We start from the raw sequence: 20951 nt of genomic DNA, 5'->3' as shown, positions 1-20951 counted from the left end.
GTGAGTTACGCGGTCAAGGAGATCTTCCTGACCCTGCAAGGCGAAGGCGCCCATGCCGGGCGTGCGTCCGTGTTCTGCCGTTTTGCCGGCTGCAATCTCTGGAGCGGCCGCGAGGCCGACCGCGCCGACGCGACCTGCAAGTTCTGCGACACCGATTTCGTTGGCACCGATGGCACCCTCGGCGGCCGTTATGCTTCGGCCGAGGAACTCGCGGACACCATTGCCGCGCAATGGACCGGGGGCGAAGCCGATCGCTACGTCGTGCTGACCGGCGGCGAGCCGCTGCTCCAGGTCGATGCCGAGCTGATCGAAGCGCTCCACGCCCGCGGCTTCGAGATCGGCGTCGAGACCAACGGCACGATCCCCGCGCCGGAGGGACTCGACTGGATCTGCGTCAGCCCCAAGGCTGCAGCCGAGCTCGTGGTGCGCAAGGGGCACGAGCTCAAACTGGTCTATCCGCAGGTGGAGAACACACCGGAGGATTTCGCGGGGCTTGCCTTCGAGCGCTTCTCGCTGCAGCCGATGGATGGGCCCGAGGTCATCAGGAACACCGCGCAGGCGATCGACTACTGCCTGCGCCATCCGCAATGGCGGCTCAGCGTGCAGACGCATAAATCGCTCGGCATCAGATAAACTAACAGAATCGGATTGTTGAACGAGATGTGGGAATTGACGAAAGCGTTTCGGTTCGAGGCTGCGCATGCGCTGTCCGGAACGACCTTTGGCGCCGCCAGCGAGGAGATTCACGGTCACTCCTTCCGCGCCGAAGTCACCGTGCGCGGCACGCCCGATCTGAAAACCGGCATGGTGGTCGATCTCGGCCTGCTCGAACGCGCGATGGCCGAGGTGCAGAAGACGCTCGACCATAAGTTCCTGAACAAGATCGAGGCGCTCGGCGTGCCGACGCTGGAGAATCTGTCGCGCTTCATCTGGGAGCAGTTGCAGCACGCAGGCAAGCTGACCCGCGTCAGCGTCCATCGCGACAGCTGCAACGAGAGCTGCACCTATTTCGGCCCGCAAGGTTAATCATGCTGCCAACAGATCCCGCCATCATCGAGGACCGCAAGGCGCGTGCGCGCGGCTGGTTCGAGGCGCTGCGCAACGACATTTGCGCCGCCTTCGAGAAGCTCGAGGACGACGCCCCGTCCACGCTTTATCCCGACGCCTCCGGCCGGTTCGTGCGGACCCCCTGGGACCGCACCGACCACACCGGCAAGCCGGGCGGCGGCGGGGTGATGTCGATGATGCACGGCCGCCTGTTCGAGAAGGTCGGCGTGCACTGCTCGACCGTGCACGGCGAGTTCGCGCCCGAGTTTCGCGCACAGATCCCGGGCGCCGCGGAAGACCCGAAGTTCTGGGCCTCCGGCATCTCGCTGATCGCGCATATGCGCAATCCGAACGTGCCCGCCGTGCACATGAACACCCGCTTCGTCGTCACCACCAAGGCCTGGTTCGGTGGCGGCGCCGACCTCACGCCGGTGCTGGAGCGGAGGCGGACGCAGGAGGATGCCGACACGATCGCCTTCCATGCCGCGATGAAACAGGCCTGCGCGCAGCCGAACGGCGTTGCCGACTACGACAAGTACAAGAAGTGGTGCGATGACTATTTCTACCTGCCGCACCGGAAAGAGGCGCGCGGCATCGGCGGCATCTTCTACGACTGGCACGACAGCGGCGACTGGGACGCCGACCTCGCCTTCACCCAGGATGTCGGCCGCGCCTTCCTGAAGATCTATCCTGAGATCGTGCGGCGCAATTTCGCGACGAGCTGGACCGCGGAGGATCGCGAGGAGCAGCTGATCCGGCGCGGCCGCTATGTCGAGTTCAACCTGCTCTACGACCGCGGCACCATCTTCGGACTCAAGACCGGCGGCAATGTGGACTCCATCCTGTCGTCGCTGCCCCCGGAGGTGAAGTGGCCATGACCACGATGAAGCTGCCGCGCGCCATGCTGATCGACATGGACGACACCATCCTGTCGGCCTATGGCCGGCCGGAGATCGCCTGGAACACGATCGCGAACGAGTTTGCCGAGGAGCTTGCGCCGCTGCCGCCGGACCAGGTCGCGACCGCGCTATTGGCCTATGCACGGCAATTCTGGTCGACCGCCGAGCCGATCTGGCGGATGAAGCTCGCCGAGGCGCGGCACCTGACGGTCAAGGGCGGCTTTGCCGCGCTTGCGGCGGCCGGCCATCGCGCCCTGCCCGACGATCTCGCCGTTCGCCTCGCCGACCGCTTCACCGCCTATCGCGAGGAGGAGATGTTCGTGTTTCCGGGTGCGCATGAGGCGATCGACCGGTTCAAGGCGCTCGGCATCAGGCTCGCGCTGGTCACCAACGGCGCCGCGGACATGCAGCGCGCCAAGGTCGAGCGCTTCGAGCTGGCGCACCGCTTCCACCACATCCAGATCGAAGGCGAGCACGGCTTCGGCAAGCCCGAGGACCGCGCCTATCTGCACGCCATGCAGGCGCTCGGCGTCACCGCCGAGGAGACCTGGATGATCGGCGACAACCTCGAATGGGAAGTCGTGACGCCGCAGCGTCTCGGCATCTACTCGATCTGGATGGACGTGCATGGCGACGGCCTGCCCGAAGGCTCGACGGTCAAGCCCGACCGCATCATCCGCTCGCTCGGCGAGCTGCTTCCTGCCGCGCGCAAATAACGCAGCGGCTGATTTCACAGCAAATCCACTGCGCCAGGCGCCGGCCGTGATTTGACTGTCATCACCGGTCGCTAGCCTGCCGCCCGCGTTATCCAGCGCGGAGGGAAAAATCATGGAACTGAAACCAGGCGATGTTGTCATGCTGAAGTCCGGCGGCCATCCGATCACGGTCGTCGAAATCGACGAGGACAAGGTCGAGTGCCTGTGGATGGGTACGGACGGCGATCTGTTTCGCGAAACCTTGCCGCTTGTCGCGCTCGAATCGACCGAGCTCGATCCGGAGGACAATGAAGAGGAAGACGACGAAGACGAGGACGACGCGGAAGAAGAGGACGAAGACGACGACGGCGACCGCAAGAAGAAGCGCAAGGCGGCGTGATCTTTTGGCGCGATGCTGACTGGCAGGTGCCGGCAGCATCGTCTCCATGCGACGTTCGACCGATCGTCGTTCAGCCAATTGCCACCGTGCCGCCGCGGATCACGGCGGCATCGAGACGCCGGCAAGAAAACTCAGAGGAAATTCAAAGCCGATGATCGCGGGTGAAACGGGCCGCGGTCTGGTCGGCGATATCGGACAGTATCTTCGGCTCCAGCGGAAAGTCCGCGGCCAGCCAGGCATCCTCCGCCAGGGTCAGGACATGGCCGAGTGCCGGTCCCTCGGCAATGCCGCGCGCGATGAAATCCGAGGCCCGCAATGGAAAGTGAGGGGCGCGCCAGCGCTCCGGCAGCGTGGCGAGCGCGCGCCACTGATCGACGTCCTGGCCCGCGCCGGTTCGCGCCCAGGCCAATAGCACCCGGTCGCGATAGGGCTCCTCGTCGAGCCGGTAGAGCCTTCGCCTGGCATGCGCCTCGTCCATGGCGGGCAAGCGCCACCAGCGATGGCCCATCGAATCGAGCGCCTTGGCCTCGGCGTTGGAGAGCCGCAGCCGGCTGGCGATGCGCCGCGCGTCCTCCGTCACGGCGACCGTCAGCGCGGCGAGCCTTCGCATCGCGCTCGGCGCGAGCACCATCAGCCGCTCGATTTCGATCATCGCCGCGAACGGCCCGGTATAGGCAACGCCGCCAAACAGCGGCTGCAGCAAGCCGCCGTCACCCATCGCGACCACCGCGCTCGCGGCGCCGTTCGCGACCACGAGCTTGAGCATCTCCATACGGATCCGCTCAGCCGAGAGGCCGGAAAGTCCCGCGCGCCCGCCGATGCAGGCAAGATAACCGGCGCGATCGACCTCGCCCGCGCCATAAGCGGCATGAAAACGGAAGAAGCGCAGGATGCGCAGATAGTCCTCGGCGATGCGCTGGTCGGGATCGCCGATGAAGCGCACGCGCCTCGCCTCGATGTCGGCGAGGCCGCCGACGTGATCGTGCACGACGCCCGAGGCGTCGACCGACAGGCCGTTGATGGTGAAGTCGCGCCGCTCGGCGTCACGCACCCAGTCGCGGCCGAACGCGACCCTGGCCTTGCGGCCGAAGGTCTCGGTGTCCTCGCGCAGCGTGGTGACTTCATAGGGGTGCCCGTCGATCACCAGCGTGACGGTGCCGTGCTCGATGCCGGTCGGCACGCCCTTGATGCCGGCGGACTTGGCACGCCGCATCACCTCCTCCGGCAGCGCCGTGGTCGCGATGTCGATGTCGCCGAGCGGAATCTGCATCAAGGCGTTGCGCACGGCCCCGCCGATCACCCGCGCTTCCTCGCCGTCGGCGTTGAGCAGGTCGAGTACGCGCGCCGCAGGCCCGGAAGCGAGCCATGGCGCGTCGGACAACAGGCGCACCTCGCTCATTTCTCAACTCCCGGCACCAGCTTGCCGTTCTCGATATGGGCTGGAACGTAGGTCGAATTCGGCGGCGCGCCAGTCAATTCGGCCAGCAGCACGAAGCTCACGATGACCATCACCAGCGCCACCAGCGTCAGCTTTGCGATCATGTCGAGCGGCCATGACGCCGGCAGCGTCACGCCGGACCGCGTCGCGATGAGGAAGATGGCATAGACCGCGAACGGGACCAGGAAGATTCCGATCTCGGTCAGAATCGTCCGGATCATGATGAATAGATCCGCTCATACAGCACACGCAACATTCCGGCCGTCGCACCCCAGATGTAGCGTTCCGCGAACGGCATCGCGTAATAGGACCGCGCCATGCCGCGGAATTCCTTGCTGTGCACCTGGTGGTTCACCGGATCCATCAGGAAGGATAGCGGCACCTCGAACGCATCGACCACCTCCGCCTCGTTGATCGCAAGCGTGAATCCCGGCTTCACCTTCGCGACCGTCGGCAGAATGCGGAAGCCGAACGCGGTGCCATAAAGGTCGAGATAGCCGACCGGGTCGATGAATTCCCGCTTCAACCCGACTTCCTCGCCGGCCTCGCGCAGCGCCGCATCCAGCGGCGAGGAATCGGTCGCGTCGATCTTGCCGCCGGGAAACGCGATCTGACCGGCATGGTCGTTGAGATGGGCCGAGCGCTGCGTCAGCAGGATGGTGGGCTCGGGATGGTCGACCACCGCGATCAGGACCGCCGCCGGCCGCACCGGCTGCTCGCGCGCGATGATCTCGAGCATGCGGTCGTTGCCGGAGTCTCCGGTGCGCGGAATGATATGCGGATCGACCAGGCCCGGCGGCACATCGAAAGTGAGCCGCGTGCGGGCCCGCGCGAAGAATTCCGTCGAGCTGATCGTCGCCGGCTCCACCTTCAGCAACGGCTCGTTCAAAGTGCGTCCCTCACCTGACTGGCATCGGCCATGGCGAAGAACTCGCCGGCCGACTCGACACCGAACATCGGCTGGCCATCGACCATCCGCTCCTCGCCCATGTCAACCAGATCGTAATAGAGCGCCCTTGTGACCTTGGCCCAGAGATCGGCGCGGACGTGCAAGTAGGGCGTCAATCCGCCGTCCTCGGCCGCCTCGAATCTGAGGCCGTGGCCTTTTTCGCAATCGACCCAATCGTCGACATTGGTGCGGAACCTGAGCAGGCGGCCGCGCACGTCTTCCCCGGTCTGCATTTCCACGGCAATGAACGGCGCGTCGTCGACGCGGATGCCGACCTTCTCCACGGGCGTGACCAGGAAATGCTTGTCGCCCTCGCGCTTGAGGATGGTCGAAAACAGGCGGACCAGGGCAGGACGTCCGATTGGCGTTCCCAAGTAGAACCAGGTGCCGTCAGGCGCGATTCGCATGTCGAGATCGCCGCAGAATGGCGGATTCCACAGGTGAACCGGCGGCAGGCCCTTGCGTCCGGCCGGACCCGATGTCGCAGCTTGATTGGCGGCCGTGGTGAGCCCTTCGAGACCCTTGCTCCCGAGGCCCGTAGTTTCCCTGCCGGAATCGCTCTGCCCTTGCTTCGCCATTGTTTGCCTTAAAGTTTCCTACCTTCAATCTGGCACGTTTGGTGCACATATCCTGAGATGTGGTCGGGATGTCATTCTCGCCACTTCGTGATGCCGTACATACCCCGAAGCACCGATAAGGTGGGGATAGGTTAATTCAACGAATACATGGCCTTCGCTCAGGTTTAGCATGAGGGCCGAGATGACGACAGATGATGACGACGCGCCAATGTGCGCGCATCGTCAAGAAGGAGCGGATCGAATGGCTGGTGCAGACAGTGTCGAGAAACTCGAGGACGGGATCGTCCGTTCGGCCGAGCAGGTGTCGAGCCAGATTCGCGCCGCAAAGGAAGCGATCGCCTCCGTCATCTTCGGCCAGGATCGCGTGATCGAGAACACGCTGGTCACCATTCTCTCCGGCGGCCATGCGCTCCTGATCGGCGTGCCGGGCCTCGCCAAGACCAAGCTGGTGGAGACGCTCGGCGTCACGCTCGGTCTCGACGCCAAGCGCATCCAGTTCACCCCCGATCTGATGCCGTCCGACATTCTCGGCGCCGAGGTGCTGGACGAGAGCACCGCGGGCAAGCGCGCCTTCCGCTTCATCGCCGGTCCCGTGTTCGCGCAGTTGCTGATGGCCGACGAGATCAACCGCGCCAGCCCGCGCACCCAGTCGGCGCTCTTGCAGGCGATGCAGGAGCAGCACATCACCGTTGCCGGCGTGCGACACGATCTGCCCAAGCCGTTCCACGTGCTCGCGACGCAGAACCCGCTGGAGCAGGAAGGCACCTATCCGCTGCCCGAAGCCCAGCTCGACCGCTTCCTGATGGAGATCGACGTCGACTATCCCGATCGCGATGCGGAGCGCCGCATCCTGTTCGAGACCACCGGCGCCGAAGAAGCCGCGGCCAAACCGTCGATGGATGCCGAGACGCTGATCACCGCGCAGCGGCTGATCCGGCGCCTGCCGGTCGGCGATTCCGTCGTGGAGGCGATCCTGTCGCTGGTCCGCGCCGCGCGTCCCGGCACTGAGGGCGGCGAGGCCGGCAAGCTGATCGCCTGGGGCCCAGGTCCGCGCGCCAGCCAGGCCTTGATGCTCGCGGTGCGCGCACGTGCGCTGATCGACGGGCGCCTCGCGCCCTCGGTCGACGACGTGCTCGACCTCGCCGAACCCGTGCTGAAGCACCGCATGGCGCTGACGTTCCAGGCGCGCGCCGAAGGCCGCACGATTCCGGACGTGATCCGGCAATTGAAGACACGGATCGGTTGATGGCAGCAGACAACAGGCACCAGAACGAGGAGATCCTTGCGGTTCGACGTGCCGATGGCGAAAGTCGCACGCTCGCCGCTTCGCTGCCGCGTCTGGTGCTCGAGGCCCGCCGCATCGCCGCCAACGTCATCCACGGCCTGCATGGAAGGCGCCGCGCCGGCGCCGGCGAAAATTTCTGGCAGTACCGCCGCTTCGTCTCGGGCGAGCCGTCGCAGAATGTCGACTGGCGCCGCTCGGCCCGTGACGACCATCTCTATGTCCGCGAGCTCGAATGGGAAGCCTCGCACACGGTCTGGATCTGGCCTGACCGCTCGCCCTCGATGGCCTTTGCCTCGCGCGAGGCGCGCGACAGCAAGCTGGAGCGCGGACTAATCGTAGCCTTCGCGCTCGCCGAGTTGCTCGTTGCGGGCGGAGAACGCGTCGGCATTCCCGGCCTGCTGAATCCGACGGCAAGCCTCAACGTGATCGACAAGATGGCGGAAGCGATGTTGCACGACGAGAAGACGCGCGCGAGCCTGCCGCCGTCCTTTGTACCCGCGGCGCTGGCCGAGATCATCGTGCTGTCGGATTTCTGGTCGCCGGTCTCCGAGATCAGGACGATGCTCGCAGGGCTCTCCAGCTCCGGCGCGCACGGCACGATGGTGCAGGTCGTCGATCCCGCCGAGGAGTCGTTTCCCTATTCCGGCCGCGTCGAGTTCGTCGAGCCGGAGATCGGCAGCGTTATCACCGCGGGCCGCGCCGAGAGCTGGGCGAGCGATTATGTCGCCCGGCTCGCCCTGCATCGCGACCAGATCCGCGCCGAGACCAACAAGCTGGACTGGCTGTTCACGACGCACGCGACCGACCGCTCGGCCGCCGAGCTGCTGCTGTTCCTGCATGCCGGCATGCAGGTGAGCAAGGGCGGCGGCCGCTCAATAGTCAAGGCGGGACGCAGCGCATGATCGCAGGCCTCCCCCTCTCCTTTGCCGAACCGCTGCTCCTGATCGGCCTCGTCAGCCTGCCCGTGCTGTGGTGGCTGCTCCGCGTGATGCCGCCGCGGCCGCGCCGCATCGAATTTCCGCCGACGCGCCTGCTGTTCGACATCGCCCCCAGGGAGGAGACGCCCTCGCGGACGCCGTGGTGGCTGACGGCGCTCCGCCTGCTCGCCGCCGCGTTGGTGATCTTCGCCGCCGCCGGCCCGATCTGGAATCCGCAGACTGGCGTTGCCGCCGGTAAATTGCCGCTGATGATCATGTTCGACGACGGCTGGAGCGCCGCATCGCACTGGGACGTCAGGATCAGGACCGCCGACGAGCTGATCGCCAATGCCGACAACGACGGCCGCGCCATCGCACTGGTGCCGCTGTCGGAGCCGAACCGCGACATCACCCTGATGCCGGCGGGCGCCGCGCGCGTCGCGCTGCGCCAGCTCGCGCCGAAGCCCTACTCGGTCGATCGGGTTGAAACCCTCGGCGCGCTTGGACGTTTCCTCAAGTCGACCGGCGACTGCGATATCGCCTGGCTGTCCGACGGCGTCGACACCGGCCGCGGCAGCGAATTCACCGAGGGGCTCGGCAAGGTGATCGAGAGCCGCAATCTGACGATCTATGCGGGCGGAGCCCAGTCGGCGCAAGCGCTGGTCGCGGCCGAGAACGCTGCGGCGAAGATGACGGTGAAGGTGCTGCGCACCGACAGCGGCATCGCGGCGGGAACGGTGCGCGCGGTCGACGCCAAGGGCTCGCCGATCGGCGAGGCCCGTTACACATTCGGACCGCAGGATCGGGAGACCGAAGCCGCGTTCGATCTGCCGGTCGAACTGCGCAACGACATCACCCGGCTCGAAATATCCGGCGAGCGCTCCGCCGGCGCGGTGCAGCTGCTCGACAAGCGCTGGCGCCGCCGCGCCATCGGCATCGTCTCGGGCTCGACCAGCGAGACCGCGCAGCCGCTGCTGGCGCCGACCTTCTATCTCACCCGCGCGCTGGCGCCGTTCGCCGACGTCCGGCTCGGCGATCGCGGCGCGCCGCAGCAGGTGATCGGGCAATTCCTCGACCAGCGGCTGCCGATGATCGTGATGGCCGACGTCGGCACGCTATCGCCGGAGATTCGCGAGCGCCTCAATGCCTGGGTCGACCAGGGCGGCGTGCTGGTGCGGTTCGCTGGTCCCCGGCTGGCACAGGCCGAGGACGACCTCGTGCCGGTCAAGCTGCGCAAGGGCGGCCGGACGCTCGGCGGCAGCCTGACCTGGGAGAAGCCCCAGCATCTGGCCTCCTTCGCGGCCGACGGCCCGTTTGCCGGCGTCGTGGTCCCCAAGGACGTCACCGTGAGCCGCCAGGTGCTGGCGGAGCCCGACGCCGTGCTCGCCACCAAGAGCTGGGCCTCGCTGGAAGACGGCACGCCGCTGGTGACCGGCGAGCATCGCGGCAAGGGCCTCGTCAGCCTGTTCCACGTCAGCGCCGACATGCGCTGGTCGGACCTGCCGATGTCGGGCACCTTCGTCGAAATGCTGCGGCGGGTGGTCGACATGTCCGGCTACACCGCCAAGCCCGGTGCCGGCGTTGCCAGCGATCCCAATGCCGAGACGGTTGCGCCGCTGCGCACGCTCGACGGATTCGGCGTCTTTGGGCCGCCGCCCTCGAGCGCCAAGCCGATGTCGGCGGACTATCGCGATCGCGGTACAGCCGACCATCCGCCCGGCTTCTACGGCACTGCCGAGAGCCCGATCGCGGTCAACACGCTCGCCTCCGCCGATCGCATCGCGCCGCTCGACACCTCGGCCCTGCGCGCGACGCGTGCGAGCTACACCAACGCCGAACCGCGCGACCTGCGCGGCATCATGCTGTCGACGGCGCTGGCGCTGTTCCTGCTCGATGCAATCGTGGTGGCCTTGCTCGGCGGCGGCCTTGCCGCGCTGGTCCGGCGGCGCGCGGCACCGGCCGTGCTCGCCTTGGCCTTCATCCTTGCGACCACGATGGTGCCTTCGCCGACACGCGCGCAGAACGCCAGCAGTGACGACTTCGCGATGAAGGCGGTGTCGCAGACGCGACTCGCCTACGTCGTGACGGGCAATGCCGACGTCGATTCCATCGTCAAGGCGGGGTTGAACGGGCTGACGCTGTTCCTGGCCCAGCGCACCGCGCTCGAGGCCGGCGATCCCGTCGGCATCGACCCGGCGCGCGACGAGCTCGCCTTCTTCCCGCTGATCTACTGGCCGATCGTACCGGGCGCACCGAAGCCGCCGCAGGACGCCATCAACAAGATCGACGCCTACATGAAGCAAGGCGGCACCGTCATCTTCGATACCCGTGACGCCGTCGAAGCGCCGCCGGGGGACAACGGCTCATCGCAAACGCCCGGCATGCAGACGCTGCGCGAGATACTCTCCTCGCTCGACGTGCCCGAGCTCGAGCCCGTGCCGCGCGAGCACGTGCTGACCAAGACCTTCTATCTGCTGCGCGACTTCCCCGGCCGCTTCACCGCCGGCCAGACCTGGGTCGAGACGCTGCCGCGCGAAGAGGACGAGGACAGCGCGCAGCGGCCGGCGCGCGGCGGCGACGGCGTCTCGCCGATCATCATCACATCGAACGATCTCGCCGGCGCCTGGGCGGTGCGGCCCGACGGGCAGGCCATGCTGCCGGTGACCGGCGGCGACGCCCGCCAGCGCGAATTCGCCTACCGCGCCGGCGCCAATATCGTGATGTACACGCTGACCGGCAACTACAAGGCCGACCAGGTGCACGCTCCGGCGCTGATCGAGCGGCTGGGACAATAATATGAATTACGGCATCGCATTCACGCCGCTTGTTCCCGCGATCGTGCTGTGGCTCGCGTTCGCCGCGATCGTCGTCATCGCGCTCGTGCTGCTGCTGGCGCGCGCGCGCGGCGCCGCGGTGCGCGTGGCCGCGCTGGCGCTGGTCCTGCTGGCGCTCGCCAATCCCTCCTTCACCCGCGAGGACCGCGATCCCCTCACCTCGGTGGCGGCCGTCGTCGTCGACAAGAGCCCGAGCCAGAATTTCGGCAACCGCAACCGCGAGGCCGCCCAGGCGCAGGAAGCGCTGGTCGACAGCCTGAAGAAGATCAAGGGCCTCGAAGTCCGCGTCGTCGAGGCCGGGCAGGCCGACGGCGAGACCGACGGCACCAAGCTGTTCGGCGCCCTCGCCTCGGCATTGGCGGACGTGCCGGTCGACCGCGTCGCCGGCGCCTTCCTGATCACCGACGGCCGCGTCCACGACATTCCGGCGAACGCCGCCGCGCTGGGTTTCCAGGCGCCGGTGCACGCGCTGGTCACGGGGCAGAAGGACGAGCGCGACCGCCGCATCGCGATCACGGCGGCGCCGCGCTTCGGCATCGTCGGGCAGACCCAGACCATCAACTATCGCCTCGACGACCAGGGTGTCTCCGGCGAGCGCGCCAGGGTCACGATCCGCCGCGACGGCGAGGTCATCAACGAGCGCACGCTGGGAAGCGGCCAGAGCGCCAGCGTCGACGTCGACATCAAGCACGCCGGTCCGAACATCGTCGAGATCGAGGCCTCGCCGCTCGAACGCGAACTGACGCCGGTGAACAACCGCGCCGTCGTCGCCATCGACGGCGTGCGCGACAAGCTGCGGGTGCTCCTGGTCTCGGGCGAGCCGCATTCGGGCGAACGCACCTGGCGCAATCTGCTCAAGTCCGACGCCAGCGTCGATCTCGTCCACTTCACCATCCTGCGCCCACCGGAGAAGCAGGACGGCACGCCGATCAACGAATTGTCGCTGATCGCGTTTCCGACGCGCGAGCTGTTCCAGCAGAAGATCAACGAATTCCAGCTGATCATCTTCGACCGCTACGCCCGCCAGGGCGTGCTGCCGATCGCCTATTTCGACAATATCGCGCGCTATGTCCGCTCGGGCGGCGCGGTGCTGGTCTCGGCCGGGCCCGACTACGCTTCCAACACCAGCATCTGGCGCACGCCGCTGGATTCGGTGCTGCCGGCCGAGCCGGTCGGCGTGACGGAAAAGCCGTTCTATGCGCATTTAAGCGATGCCGGTAAGCGTCATCCGGTCACGCGCGGGCTGGAGGGCTCCGCCAGCGAACCGCCGCGCTGGAGCAGGTTCTTCCGCACCGTCGACACCCGCAATGCGGTGAACCCGCCTGTCATGACCGGCGTCGACGGCAAGCCGCTTCTGTTCCTGTCGCGCTTCGGCGAGGGCCGCGTCGCGCTGCTGCTCTCCGACCACATCTGGCTGTGGGCGCGCGGCTATGAGGGCGGCGGGCCGCATCTCGATCTGCTCAGGCGGATGTCGCACTGGCTGATGAAGCAGCCTGATCTGGACGAGGAGGCGCTGCGGCTTCAGGTGCAGGGCAAGGACCTCGTCGTGGTGCGCCAGACCATGGCGGACAGCGTCCAGCCGGTCACCGTGACGTCGCCGAGCGGCACCACGCGCGAACTGACGCTCACCGCCGGCGATCCCGGCGAGTGGCGCGCCAGCCTGCCGGCGAACGAGCTCGGCCTGTGGCAGGCCACCGACGGCACGTTGAAGGCGCTGATCAATGTCGGCCCGACCAATCCGAAGGAGTTTTCGGAAGTCACCTCCACGGTCGAGACGCTGAAGCCGCTGACGCAGGCAACGGGCGGCGACGCCGGGCGCATCGTCGACGGTTCGAGCCTCGACATGCCGCGCGTCGTGCCGGTGCGTTCCTCCTCGATCTTCCGCGGCGACGGCTGGCTCGGCGTCAAGATGCGCGACGCCAGCGTCGTGAAGGGTGTCGGCGTGCTGCCGATGTTCGCCGGCCTGGTCGGCCTGCTGCTGTTGCTCGGCGCATTCGCGGCAACATGGCTGCGCGAGGGACGCTGAGCCCGGCCGGGCTCGCGTCGGCGTTGCGTCAAACACACACAGGCAACGCATCGACACGGTTTGTCTGAACGCTGGTTGACATCGCGCAAGCCATCCGATGTTATAATGTAACATCGGAGCGCTGGGGTGTTGATGCGCTCCCGATTGGGCGGGCGTTATCGGCATGAAGTGGTTCCGGCAACACATCAAGACTGGCTCGCGGCTGGCGCTGTTCGCGCTCGCCGTCCAGTTCTTGCTGTCATTCGGGCATTTCCATCCGATCGCGGCTGCGCAAGCGGCGCCCGCAGTCCAGACCGGGCTGTCGCTGGTCGATCTCGCCTATATCGGGACCTCGGCGACGCCGGACCTCGCCGTCCAGGTGACCGGGACGCCACAGCCCGCCAATCCCGACAACGACCGGCATCCGGCCGACAATTGCGCGATCTGCGCCGTCATCTCGCTCGCGAGCAGCATGCTGTTCACGGCGCCGCCGGTGCTGTTGCTGCCGGAAGCCATCGAGCTTCTGTTCCGCACCACCAATGCCGAATTCGCCCATCTGAAATCGGCGCCGGCGGCCTTCCACTCCCGCGCACCTCCCCTGTCCTGACATCGACTGATTGCTGCACGCCCTGAGCGGACGGCCGCGTCACATTCGCGGCCTGCGCCAGCGGGGCAAATCGGAATCGATCCGTCATTTCGACGGGCCTGGATCGGGACAATGACACTTCAGAAGAAACGAGCACTCCACATCGGGAGCGTGAGCTGGCTATTGCTGGGCGCGATGAGCCACAATGCGCTGGCCGACGACACGCCGACGCAACTCCCTGACATCACCGTGACGGCACCGAGCCCGATCCAACGGCACCGGACCGCGCCAACGCGCACGCCGAGCCATGTTGCCCGGTCCGCGCCGAGCCGCAACCGCGAACGCGCCGCGGCCGTGCAACCGGCGCCTGCGGCACCGGCGCCGGCACCGCAGCAGGGCGTGCTGCCCGTGGTGACCGATCAGTTCGCCACCGTCACCGTGATACCCAACGAGGAACTGCGGCGCTCCGGCAGCGCCACGCTCGGCGATCTCCTGTTCTCCAAGCCCGGCATCACCGGATCGAGCTTCGCGCCCGGCGCATCCAGCCGGCCCATCATCAGGGGTCTCGACGTCAACCGCGTCGGCATCGTCGAGAACGGCACCAATGCCGGCGGCGCCTCCGATCTCGGCGAGGATCATTTCGTCCCGATCGATCCGCTCGCGACCAACCAGGTCGAAGTGGTGCGCGGGCCGGCGGCACTGCGTTACGGCTCGACCTCGATCGGCGGCGTGGTCAGCGCCACCAACAACCGGATTCCGGACGCAATGCCCTCCTGCGCGGCGGCGCCGTTCCAGAGCTACGGATTGCCGGTGAAGGCGCCGCTGGCCGACGGCGGTGCGCCGGGTTGCCTCAATGTCGAGACCCGCACCTCGGTGAGCTCGGTCAACCGCGGCGTCGAGGGCGGCATGCTGCTGGACGCCGGCGGCAACAATGTCGCCGTGCATGCCGACGCCTATGGCCGCACCACCAGCGACTACAGCATCCCGAGCTATCCCTATTTATTTGTGCCCGGCCAGCCATTGAACGGCCGCCAGCCCAACTCGGCGACGCGCTCGGACGGCGCCTCGATCGGCGGCTCCTACTTCTTCCAGGGCGGCTATATCGGCGCGTCGATCACGCAGAACGACTCGCTCTACCATATCCCCGGCATCGACGGCGCCGACCACAACACGCGGATCGACGCGCACCAGACCAAGATCAACGTCAAGGGCGAGTACCATCCCGACGCGGCCGCGATCGACGCGATCCGCTTCTGGGCCGGCGCGACCGACTACCGGCACAACGAGATCGGCCTTGCCGATCCCGCCGACCTCAACACCGACGGCATCAGGCAGACCTTCACCAACAAGGAGCAGGAGATCCGCACCGAGGTGCAGCTGATGCCGTTCAACGCCCGCTTCGCCGAGGTGACGACCGCACTGGGCTTCCAGGTCGGCCATCAGGAACTGAGCGCGCCGAGCCCGGACAATCCCGGCACGCTGTTCAACGGCCTGTGGGACCCGAACAACAGCACGCGCGTTGCCGGCTACGCCTTCAACGAGTTCAAGTTCACGGAGGCGACCAAGGCGCAAATCGCCGGCCGCATCGAGCATGTCGACCTGCACGGATCGATGCCGAATTTCCCGGCGGACTATCTGCCTGACGGCGCACCGCAGAGCTCGATCGCACGCAATCCTTCCTACACGCCGGTCAGCGGCAGCATCGGCCTGTTGCAGGACCTGCCGGGCGGCATGGTCGGCAGCATCACCGCGCAATATGTCGAGCGCGCGCCGAAGGCGGCCGAGCTGTTCTCCCGCGGCGGTCACGACGCGACGGCGACGTTCGACATCGGCAACCCGAACCTCACCATCGAGACCGCGAAATCGGTCGAGCTCGGGGTGCGCAGGGCGACGGGGCCGTTCCGCTTCGAGGCGACGGTCTACTACACGCATTTCGACAATTTCATCTATCGCCGCCTCACCGGGGTCATGTGCGACGACGACTTCGCCTCCTGCGGTAATGGCGACCCCAACAATGAGGCGCGGCAGGCGGTTTATTCGCAGCGCGACGCGATCTTCCGCGGCGCCGAATTCCAGAGCCAGTTCGACATCGGCCCGCTCAACGGCGGCATCTGGGGCATCGAGAACCAGTTCGACTTCGTCCGCGCCACCTTCAGCGACGGCACCAACGTGCCGCGGATTCCGCCGGTGCGGCTTGGCGGCGGCTTCTATTGGCGCGACAGCAACTGGCTGACCCGCATCAATCTGGTGCACGCCTTTGCGCAGAACGACATCGCCGTCATCGGCGAGACCCCGACCGCGGGCTACAATCTCCTCAACGCGGAGATCACCTACAACACCAAGCTGAATTCGTCATGGATCGGCGCGCGCGAGATGACGCTCGGTCTGGCCGGCAACAACCTGCTCAACGAGAACATCCGCAACTCGGTGTCCTATACCAAGGACGAGGTGCTGCTGCCCGGCATCGGCGTGCGGGCGTTCGCGAATCTGAAGTTCTGAGCCAAGCGTATCCCTCTGCCGCCAGCGGCAGAGGGATTTTGCGATCGCGTAGCCCGGATGGAGCGCAGCGCAATCCGGGAGATTGCTCCCGCGATGAGACTGATCCCGGATTTCGCTTCGCCCCATCCGGGCAACCAGCGTCTCTGAGGGGAGCCGCGTAACCTGCTCGATCAGTGGCCGACGACGACTTCGCTGATCTGGATCACCGGCTGCAGATCGGTGTAGTTCGGGATGTCCCCCATGATCTCTTGGGCGTGCTTGCCCATGCCGGCGGCAAAGGCCTCAACCGAGTCACAGAAGATGTGGCACATTCCGACATAGGTTGCGGGTTGCCCCGGGGCGCCGCCGGCGAGGCCCTTGTCGACGGTGTAGTATTTGCATGCGTCGCCCAGCCGCGCCTTCACCAGCGGCATGTGCTTGTCGCGATAATAGTCGTGATCAAAGCGTGCGCCTGGATTATTCGGATACATCACACTGACCTTGATCATGGCGCACACTCTCCCTGTTGATATGACATGCGCCGGTCTTGTCCCGGCGCTTGCCTCAACTGTGCTTCAGTTTCCGATGGTGCGCAACCGTTCCGGCACCGCTCGCGCGGATGTCAGATCGCCTTGCTCCAGTCCGGCTGGATCGGCCCGGATACGCCCTCGAACGCGCCGTCGACCAGTTCCATGACAAGCAGGCGACTGTAATCGACCGGGCCGGGCATGGTCATGCGTCCCTTCGGGACCGGCTTGAAGCCGACCCGCGCATAATACGGCTCGTCGCCGACCAGCACGATCAGCCGGTGACCCTTGGCGCGGGCGTCGTTGATCGCACGCTCGAGGAACGCACGGCCGACGCCGCGGCCGCGGAACGGCGGCTCGACGGTGAGCGGCCCGAGCAGCAGCGCGGGCGTGTCGCCGATCAGGATCGGCAACTGCCTGACCGAGCCGACCAGCAGCGTGCCGATGCGGGCGGTGAAGGACAGTTCGAGCAGATGGTCGACGTGCTCGCGAATCCGGTAGGCGCTCAGCACGAAGCGGCCGGGACCGAAGGTACGTTCGTGCAGCCGCTCGATCGCCTGAGCGTCTTTCGGGGTCTCGGGCAGGATGGTCAGGGACAATTCGGTCATTGTGGGGCGCGGGATAGCATCTGGCGCGGGCGCGGTCCATCACCGCCATGTCGCCGTCGGCGGCTTGCCCTCGAGCACTTCCGCGATCCGCAGCCGCGTGCCGGGCGTGGTCTCGTCAGGCAGATCAGCCGGATCGAAGAACCCGCATTCGACGATCTCGCGGTTGGGCGCGGGCAGGCGGTCCTGCCTGAACTGCCTGACGACGTAGACCGCGACGTGGTCGCGGCGGGAGACGTGGCTGTTGAGGAAGATGCCGTGCAGCGCCGGCTCGCCCTTGAGCTCGATCCGCCCCTCCTCCTCCAATTCGCGCCGCAGCGACTCGATAAAGCTTTCGCCGACCTCGACCCCGCCGCCCGGCAGATACCAGCCGTGGACGTAGCTGTGCTTGACCAGGAACACCCTGTTGTCGGCATCGAGCACGACGGCACGGACCCCGAGCGTCATGCTGCGGACCAGCCGCCAGTAGAAATGAAACACCCATCTGATCTGCGGCTCGTAGCGCTTGCGTAAATCGAGCAGGACCGTCACTGAACCCTCGACATCATGGTGCTTTGATCCGTGCATTGATCCTTGCGCGCCTGCGCGGCTCTTGCCAATACAGGGCAGGACGTTCGGGATAGCACGACATGACCGGCTGCCGGCCACTTTTCGCGGACAATCCGAAGGGAATCGCATGATGGCGGCGTTCCGCCTCGCGCATCTGTCGGACCCGCATTTGCCGCCGCTGCCGGCGGCGCGGCTGCGCGATCTCGCCGGCAAGCGCGCCTTCGGCTACCTGAACTGGACGCGCAACCGTCACAAATATCACCGCCGCGACGTGCTCGACGCGCTGGTGTCGGACATGCAGGCGCAGCAGCCGGACCATGTCGCCGTGACCGGTGACCTGGTCAATCTGGCGCTGGATGCCGAGTTCAATCCGGCCCGGCAATGGCTGGAGGGCGTGGGTTCACCTGCCGACGTCACCGTGGTCCCCGGCAACCACGACGCCTATGTGCGCGCGACCCGGCATCGCTTCGTCAGTCACTTCGGCGACTATCTGCGCGGCGACGCTGACGGCGCGACAGCGCATTTTCCGTTCGTGCGCCGCCGCGGGCCGCTGGCACTGATCGGCGTCTCCTCGGCGGTGCCGACCCCGCCGCTGATGGCGACCGGCTGGCTCGGCCATCCCCAGCTCGATGCGCTTGACGCGATCCTCGCGCAGCTGTCGCGGGAGAACGCCTTCCGCGTCCTCCTGGTGCATCACCCGCTGCACTCCGACGGCCGCGCCAAGCGCCTGACCGATTCGCATCAGCTGCTGGCGCTGCTCAGGCGCCACGGCGTCGAGTTGGTGCTGCATGGTCACGACCACATCCATTCGACGATGTGGTTCGACGGCCCGGAGCGGAAGATCCCGGCGATCGGCGTGCCGTCGGCATCGGCGCTGGCGCGCAAGCACTATCCGGCGGCGGCCTACAATTTGTTCACGATCGAGCGTGACGGCAATGGCTGGCGCTGCGAGCAGACCGTGCGCGGGCTCGGCGATCACGCCGGCATTCGCGAATTGAAGCAAGTACGACTGTCCTAATCGCCGCCCCCGCCACCGCCACACCCGCCGCCGCTGTCACCGCCGCCACCATCGCCGGCGCCGTCACCGCCATCGCTGCCACTGCTCCCGTCGCTGCCGGCATCGCCGAAGCCGGCTGACGATCCGTCGATCGAGGAGTCGGAGAAATCGCCGCCGCAATAGGGACTGCTGCCACCGATGCCGCTGCGGCGCAGCGCCTCGCAGTCGGTGTGGTAGATGAAGCCGTTCGCGATGTTCAGCTTGGCGTCGAGCGCGAACAGCAGCGGCAGCCGTGTCGGCCTGACCGGATCGATGTTCTCGTATTTGCAGCAGTACCACCAGACCCGCCGCAGGCCCTCATTGCTCCTGCGCCGCTCCTTCACCAGGACGACCGCGGGGGTGTGATGCAGGAAGCCGCCGAAGGCGCGGCGGCAGAACGCATCGTATTCGCGGGTGTAGAGAATGAATTCGTGCCAGAGGTCGTCGGCCGCCTGCGACGGCATCGAGACGTAACGCCTGCCGCTCATCAGATAGGCGAGGAAGAACTGCCGCAGGCCGCGCGAGACCAGCGCGCTGTCCTTGCGGGTGAAGCCGGGGTGACGCTTCTCGAGCCGCGCCAACAGGCCCGCCGGCCAGTGAAAGGTGCGGATGTATTCGGCACGCCGCAACGTCTGCCACTTGCCGAACAGCACGGCGCTGCCGACCACCGCGGCGGCCGCGAGGACGCCGAAAAATGCCGAGGCGGGTGTTATGACCACGATGCCCCGCCCCTCGAGCGGCTAGAAGTTTTGCAAGCTCGCAAACAGCGCGAGACCGAACAGCGCGAGCGCGCCCATGACGAAGCCGAACACGAACATGCCGATCCCGCCACGGCGCTTCGGCGCCACCGGGACGGGCGGCCGCGCCGGCGGCTCGGCAACCGGAAGCGGCGTTGCCACCATCGCCCGCTCGCGCTCGACCATGCGGCGCGCGACATAATCGGTGACGGCCTCGACGATCACGGCGGTGTCGTGCGATTCGGCGAGGACGATGCGGCCGAAACGGGTGTCCTGGACGAAGCGATACATCCGCTTGTCGCGCCCCATCACGATGTGGGCGACGACGTCGATCCAGAGTCTCGGCGTATCGCCCTGGCTGATGCCGCGGTCGAACAGGTCGATCTGATCAGGCACCTGCGCGAACAGGGGATCGAGCGCGTCGTTGAGGATCTCGAGCCGCGCCACCTCGGCGTCGCGCAGTTCGACGACAACACCGGTGCGATCGGCCGCCTCGATCCGCGCCCGCCGCAGCGCCTCTCGCAGCGTCGGCCGCATCTCGCGCGCCTCGCTGCCGGTGTTGTGCGGATCGGACATGCCTTGCGGCCTCGTGGTGACGGGTTTCCTGCGCATTAACCTATCAGCAACCAAGATGTCCGCAAAGGGCGTTGGTTCCCAAGCACTTAGGCCGCCACTTATCCCCAGATCAAGGGCCTGACGCTGTCCCAAAAGCGGTCGACCCCACCCGGATGAAACCGGATGGGGCCGCCGTCCTTGGACGTTTTCTTAGCTGCCTCACGATGCGATCGCGTATCGCGACGTCATCTCTTGTTTGAGCATCATCTCCGCGCAAACGATTGCGTTTGTCGCGAGGGAAAACCGGTTCCCACTTTTCCGGATCACGCTCGCTCAGGCCGAAACCCGTGACGGCTCTTCCACGATCGAGAAGCGGACGCCGGCCTTGTGGCGGCTCTCTTCCGATACCTCGCGCCAGCAGTCCTCAGCCTCCTTGCGGGACTTGAACGGACCTTTGACCTGGGCCGAGCCTTCCACGAGCTTGTGGAAGTTCATCGAACCGAACTCGCCGCCGATCACCCAGAAATTGCTGCCTTTGGTCATTGTCAGTCTCCTACAAAAAATCGGGCTGCCTTTGCCCAGCCGCCTGCACCTTGATTCCCGCAACTGTTCGCCGCATCGACATTCTTGACAGCGCATTGCGAATTGCGTGTCAGGAGATAAACGCGAAAACGCGAAGTTCGTACAGATGCCTTGTTTTTTATTGGTGATGTCATGTAACATCTGAACTTGTAATAAATGTCGATTTGTAAATATTGTCACAACATAGGTCAGGAAGCCTGCCATGCCCGCCGGTTTTTCTTCTCCCTCTCCCCGTTCTTACGGGAAGAG

22 protein-coding genes are annotated in these 20951 nt (G+C 66.4%); 12 read left to right on the top strand and 10 right to left on the bottom strand.

Annotation, left to right across the window (positions count from 1 at the left end):
* From queE to RX327_RS10750, 5 genes are all read left to right on the top strand, one after another.
* Complete coding sequence (queE, locus tag RX327_RS10770) at nt 1-633, top strand: 7-carboxy-7-deazaguanine synthase (protein WP_317250221.1); 633 nt, start codon at nt 1-3, stop codon at nt 631-633.
* Nucleotides 634-660: 27 nt separating this feature from the next.
* Nucleotides 661-1026, top strand: a complete 366-nt coding sequence (locus RX327_RS10765) for a 6-carboxytetrahydropterin synthase (protein ID WP_317251241.1) — start codon at nt 661-663, stop codon at nt 1024-1026.
* A 2-nt stretch (nt 1027-1028) separates the two neighbouring features.
* The gene (hemF, locus tag RX327_RS10760; RefSeq protein ID WP_317250220.1) at nt 1029-1925 is read left to right on the top strand and encodes an oxygen-dependent coproporphyrinogen oxidase; all 897 of its coding nucleotides are present in this window, start codon (nt 1029-1031) and stop codon (nt 1923-1925) included.
* On the top strand, nt 1922-2662 hold the full coding sequence (locus tag RX327_RS10755) for an HAD family hydrolase (RefSeq protein WP_317250219.1): 741 nt from the start codon (nt 1922-1924) through the stop codon (nt 2660-2662). Before hemF ends, RX327_RS10755 begins: the two co-directional genes overlap by 4 nt.
* A 112-nt stretch (nt 2663-2774) precedes the next feature.
* Nucleotides 2775-3041, top strand: a complete 267-nt coding sequence (locus RX327_RS10750; protein ID WP_050387370.1) for a YodC family protein — start codon at nt 2775-2777, stop codon at nt 3039-3041.
* A 142-nt stretch (nt 3042-3183) separates the two neighbouring features.
* Here RX327_RS10750 and RX327_RS10745 read toward each other — a convergent pair whose 3' ends face one another.
* The 4 genes from RX327_RS10745 to RX327_RS10730 are packed head-to-tail and all read right to left on the bottom strand — an operon-like array spanning nt 3184 to nt 6006.
* Nucleotides 3184-4440, bottom strand: coding sequence for a CCA tRNA nucleotidyltransferase (locus tag RX327_RS10745; RefSeq protein ID WP_317250218.1), 1257 nt, complete (start codon nt 4438-4440; stop codon nt 3184-3186).
* On the bottom strand, nt 4437-4700 hold the full coding sequence (locus tag RX327_RS10740) for a DUF6111 family protein (RefSeq protein ID WP_317250217.1): 264 nt from the start codon (nt 4698-4700) through the stop codon (nt 4437-4439). The genes RX327_RS10745 and RX327_RS10740 overlap by 4 nt, the downstream gene beginning before the upstream one ends.
* The gene (locus RX327_RS10735) at nt 4697-5332 is read right to left on the bottom strand and encodes a CoA pyrophosphatase (RefSeq protein WP_410712183.1); all 636 of its coding nucleotides are present in this window, start codon (nt 5330-5332) and stop codon (nt 4697-4699) included. Before RX327_RS10735 ends, RX327_RS10740 begins: the two co-directional genes overlap by 4 nt.
* A gap of 32 nt (nt 5333-5364) precedes the next feature.
* A complete protein-coding gene (locus tag RX327_RS10730; RefSeq protein WP_317250215.1) occupies nt 5365-6006 on the bottom strand; it encodes a DUF1285 domain-containing protein in 642 nt (213 codons plus the stop codon).
* Nucleotides 6007-6247: 241 nt separating this feature from the next.
* Between RX327_RS10730 and RX327_RS10725 the strand changes: the two genes are divergently transcribed.
* From RX327_RS10725 to RX327_RS10700, 6 genes are all read left to right on the top strand, one after another.
* Nucleotides 6248-7252 (top strand): MoxR family ATPase, encoded by a 1005-nt coding sequence (locus RX327_RS10725; protein ID WP_317250214.1) that lies wholly within the window; start codon nt 6248-6250, stop codon nt 7250-7252.
* Complete coding sequence (locus tag RX327_RS10720; protein WP_317250213.1) at nt 7252-8193, top strand: DUF58 domain-containing protein; 942 nt, start codon at nt 7252-7254, stop codon at nt 8191-8193. The genes RX327_RS10725 and RX327_RS10720 overlap by 1 nt, the downstream gene beginning before the upstream one ends.
* The gene (locus tag RX327_RS10715) at nt 8193-11003 is read left to right on the top strand and encodes a DUF4159 domain-containing protein (RefSeq protein WP_317251240.1); all 2811 of its coding nucleotides are present in this window, start codon (nt 8193-8195) and stop codon (nt 11001-11003) included. Before RX327_RS10720 ends, RX327_RS10715 begins: the two co-directional genes overlap by 1 nt.
* A 1-nt stretch (nt 11004) precedes the next feature.
* The gene (locus RX327_RS10710) at nt 11005-13068 is read left to right on the top strand and encodes a hypothetical protein (RefSeq protein ID WP_317250212.1); all 2064 of its coding nucleotides are present in this window, start codon (nt 11005-11007) and stop codon (nt 13066-13068) included.
* Between the two features lie 163 nt (nt 13069-13231).
* Complete coding sequence (locus tag RX327_RS10705; RefSeq protein WP_050387374.1) at nt 13232-13654, top strand: DUF2946 family protein; 423 nt, start codon at nt 13232-13234, stop codon at nt 13652-13654.
* A gap of 111 nt (nt 13655-13765) precedes the next feature.
* On the top strand, nt 13766-16132 hold the full coding sequence (locus tag RX327_RS10700; protein WP_317250211.1) for a TonB-dependent receptor: 2367 nt from the start codon (nt 13766-13768) through the stop codon (nt 16130-16132).
* 170 nt (nt 16133-16302) lie between these two features.
* Here the strand turns inward: RX327_RS10700 and RX327_RS10695 are convergent, their stop codons facing one another.
* The 3 genes from RX327_RS10695 to RX327_RS10685 form a co-directional block, all read right to left on the bottom strand.
* Nucleotides 16303-16620: an EthD family reductase gene (locus tag RX327_RS10695; protein WP_016839733.1), complete on the bottom strand. Its 318-nt coding sequence runs from the start codon at nt 16618-16620 to the stop codon at nt 16303-16305.
* Nucleotides 16621-16733: 113 nt separating this feature from the next.
* Nucleotides 16734-17246, bottom strand: coding sequence for an N-acetyltransferase (locus RX327_RS10690; protein WP_317250210.1), 513 nt, complete (start codon nt 17244-17246; stop codon nt 16734-16736).
* 39 nt (nt 17247-17285) lie between these two features.
* Nucleotides 17286-17810: an NUDIX domain-containing protein gene (locus RX327_RS10685; RefSeq protein WP_410712154.1), complete on the bottom strand. Its 525-nt coding sequence runs from the start codon at nt 17808-17810 to the stop codon at nt 17286-17288.
* Nucleotides 17811-17922: 112 nt separating this feature from the next.
* Between RX327_RS10685 and RX327_RS10680 the strand changes: the two genes are divergently transcribed.
* Nucleotides 17923-18810 carry a metallophosphoesterase family protein gene (locus RX327_RS10680; protein ID WP_050387575.1) on the top strand — a complete coding sequence of 296 codons (888 nt, stop codon included), beginning with the start codon at nt 17923-17925 and terminating at the stop codon, nt 18808-18810.
* Here the strand turns inward: RX327_RS10680 and RX327_RS10675 are convergent.
* The 3 genes from RX327_RS10675 to RX327_RS10665 all read right to left on the bottom strand — a co-directional run bounded on the left by RX327_RS10675 (nt 18807) and on the right by RX327_RS10665 (nt 20663).
* Complete coding sequence (locus tag RX327_RS10675; RefSeq protein WP_050387378.1) at nt 18807-19547, bottom strand: glycine-rich domain-containing protein; 741 nt, start codon at nt 19545-19547, stop codon at nt 18807-18809. The two genes, RX327_RS10680 and RX327_RS10675, sit on opposite strands and share 4 nt — an antisense overlap.
* A 21-nt stretch (nt 19548-19568) precedes the next feature.
* The gene (locus tag RX327_RS10670; protein ID WP_317251238.1) at nt 19569-20141 is read right to left on the bottom strand and encodes a hypothetical protein; all 573 of its coding nucleotides are present in this window, start codon (nt 20139-20141) and stop codon (nt 19569-19571) included.
* A gap of 312 nt (nt 20142-20453) precedes the next feature.
* Nucleotides 20454-20663: a hypothetical protein gene (locus RX327_RS10665; protein WP_317250209.1), complete on the bottom strand. Its 210-nt coding sequence runs from the start codon at nt 20661-20663 to the stop codon at nt 20454-20456.
* Nucleotides 20664-20951: the final 288 nt, after the last annotated feature.

This window comes from Bradyrhizobium sp. BEA-2-5, assembly GCF_032918025.1.
Lineage (GTDB): Bacteria > Pseudomonadota > Alphaproteobacteria > Rhizobiales > Xanthobacteraceae > Bradyrhizobium > Bradyrhizobium pachyrhizi.
This window is presented reverse-complemented; position numbering and strand designations above follow the sequence as displayed.

Excerpts from the sequence above, each read along its gene's own strand:
- RX327_RS10765 (WP_317251241.1), top strand. The coding sequence starts at position 661 with ATGTGGGAATTGACGAAAGCGTTTCGGTTCGAGGCTGCGCATGCGCTG.
- hemF (WP_317250220.1), top strand. The coding sequence starts at position 1,029 with ATGCTGCCAACAGATCCCGCCATCATCGAGGACCGCAAGGCGCGTGCG.
- RX327_RS10755 (WP_317250219.1), top strand. The coding sequence starts at position 1,922 with ATGACCACGATGAAGCTGCCGCGCGCCATGCTGATCGACATGGACGAC.
- RX327_RS10750 (WP_050387370.1), top strand. The coding sequence starts at position 2,775 with ATGGAACTGAAACCAGGCGATGTTGTCATGCTGAAGTCCGGCGGCCAT.
- RX327_RS10745 (WP_317250218.1), bottom strand. The coding sequence starts at position 4,440 with ATGAGCGAGGTGCGCCTGTTGTCCGACGCGCCATGGCTCGCTTCCGGG.
- RX327_RS10740 (WP_317250217.1), bottom strand. The coding sequence starts at position 4,700 with ATGATCCGGACGATTCTGACCGAGATCGGAATCTTCCTGGTCCCGTTC.
- RX327_RS10730 (WP_317250215.1), bottom strand. The coding sequence starts at position 6,006 with ATGGCGAAGCAAGGGCAGAGCGATTCCGGCAGGGAAACTACGGGCCTC.
- RX327_RS10725 (WP_317250214.1), top strand. The coding sequence starts at position 6,248 with ATGGCTGGTGCAGACAGTGTCGAGAAACTCGAGGACGGGATCGTCCGT.
- RX327_RS10720 (WP_317250213.1), top strand. The coding sequence starts at position 7,252 with ATGGCAGCAGACAACAGGCACCAGAACGAGGAGATCCTTGCGGTTCGA.
- RX327_RS10710 (WP_317250212.1), top strand. The coding sequence starts at position 11,005 with ATGAATTACGGCATCGCATTCACGCCGCTTGTTCCCGCGATCGTGCTG.
- RX327_RS10705 (WP_050387374.1), top strand. The coding sequence starts at position 13,232 with ATGAAGTGGTTCCGGCAACACATCAAGACTGGCTCGCGGCTGGCGCTG.
- RX327_RS10700 (WP_317250211.1), top strand. The coding sequence starts at position 13,766 with ATGACACTTCAGAAGAAACGAGCACTCCACATCGGGAGCGTGAGCTGG.
- RX327_RS10695 (WP_016839733.1), bottom strand. The coding sequence starts at position 16,620 with ATGATCAAGGTCAGTGTGATGTATCCGAATAATCCAGGCGCACGCTTT.
- RX327_RS10690 (WP_317250210.1), bottom strand. The coding sequence starts at position 17,246 with ATGACCGAATTGTCCCTGACCATCCTGCCCGAGACCCCGAAAGACGCT.
- RX327_RS10685 (WP_410712154.1), bottom strand. The coding sequence starts at position 17,810 with ATGCACGGATCAAAGCACCATGATGTCGAGGGTTCAGTGACGGTCCTG.
- RX327_RS10680 (WP_050387575.1), top strand. The coding sequence starts at position 17,923 with ATGGCGGCGTTCCGCCTCGCGCATCTGTCGGACCCGCATTTGCCGCCG.
- RX327_RS10670 (WP_317251238.1), bottom strand. The coding sequence starts at position 20,141 with ATGTCCGATCCGCACAACACCGGCAGCGAGGCGCGCGAGATGCGGCCG.
- RX327_RS10665 (WP_317250209.1), bottom strand. The coding sequence starts at position 20,663 with ATGACCAAAGGCAGCAATTTCTGGGTGATCGGCGGCGAGTTCGGTTCG.